Genomic DNA, 1,179 nt, shown 5'->3' with positions numbered 1-1,179 from the left:
GCTATCCATTACCCGCATCTTTCTTAACATTGTTGTAAGGCAGACTGTGAGGGAATGACAGAACTAAACAACGACAGAATGATTGACTTAACAGACAAAAGATGTACTAAGGTAAAGTGCGTAGGCGAAGCCCGCCGTTCGCGTAGCGTCTCGTAGAGAAGGCATCGTTAACTACAAAGGTGTCTTAGGAGAATCAGAATGGAGAAGTTTCCAAGTGGCGGCGATATCGTGTAATCGCCGCAGCCCACGCCAAATGGTTTTCACGCCAGGTTCACCATCACCTTTGCGACCTAAAAAGCCACCAAGGTTGGCAATCATCCGTACTGCTTGGCGTAAAGATGGTGGTGTGTCAGGTGGGGTAGGATTTTTATTGATAGTGGCACACAAGGATTGCCATTCACTCTTTTCTAAAACTGTGTCAGATGGCAACTCAGGATTAACTCGTGCTTCATAAGTCAGCCATAATAAACGCCATGCCACAATTGAGTAGGTGGCTAATGCCATATTTATGCGCCGAGCAGTTTCGAGTTGTAATTTTTCAATTCCACAGCCACTTTTTAAAGCATAGTGATAGCGTTCTATTAACCAACGATATGTGTACCATTTCACACAACGGGCTGCATCTTCTAAATCATTAATATTCAGACTAGTAATCAACAACCAACTAATTGGAGCAATCCCCACGGGTGGTTTTTCTTCAACTTCAAGTGCCAGAATCACTTGTAACTTCACAGGTTTTAGCTGCGAACGACCGATGTGATGTAATGGTACTTGAATATCAAAAGTTGCGAACCTAATTGTTAAATTTGCGCTTCTAGCGCTATGTTCTGGATTGCGTTTAACTTCTACCGTCAGTGTACCGCAGGCTTTGGTTTGTCTGATGGCTGAAAATATGGTGAATTCCAAAAATCATATGCTGCACTTGTCGCTGCTATATCTCCACAAGCCTGTGGTACGCTACTAGCTGGCTGGGATGCTAAGTCTTCCACAATACGTACTAGCCGTTTGTTTCTCCTCGCATCCCCTAAGTCTGCTTGTTGTAATTCTGACTCTGCCCATTTTTGCATGATGCGTCATCACCCACAACTATACTTTCCCTCAAAACTATACCCATCAACCGTTTCGGTCTAATTTTAAGTATTTTGTCTGTTTGTTAAGAAAGATGCGGGTAATGGATAG

1 pseudogene is annotated in these 1,179 nt (G+C 43.3%); it reads right to left on the bottom strand.

Annotation, left to right across the window (positions count from 1 at the left end):
* Window positions 1–171: 171 nt before the first annotated feature.
* Window positions 172–1,067 (bottom strand): annotated as a pseudogene (locus ACM0OX_RS35655) (IS4 family transposase).
* Window positions 1,068–1,179 lie beyond the last annotated feature (112 nt).

The sequence above is a fragment of the Nostoc sp. PCC 9305 genome (assembly GCF_963920915.1).
Lineage (GTDB): Bacteria > Cyanobacteriota > Cyanobacteriia > Cyanobacteriales > Nostocaceae > Nostoc.
This window is presented reverse-complemented; position numbering and strand designations above follow the sequence as displayed.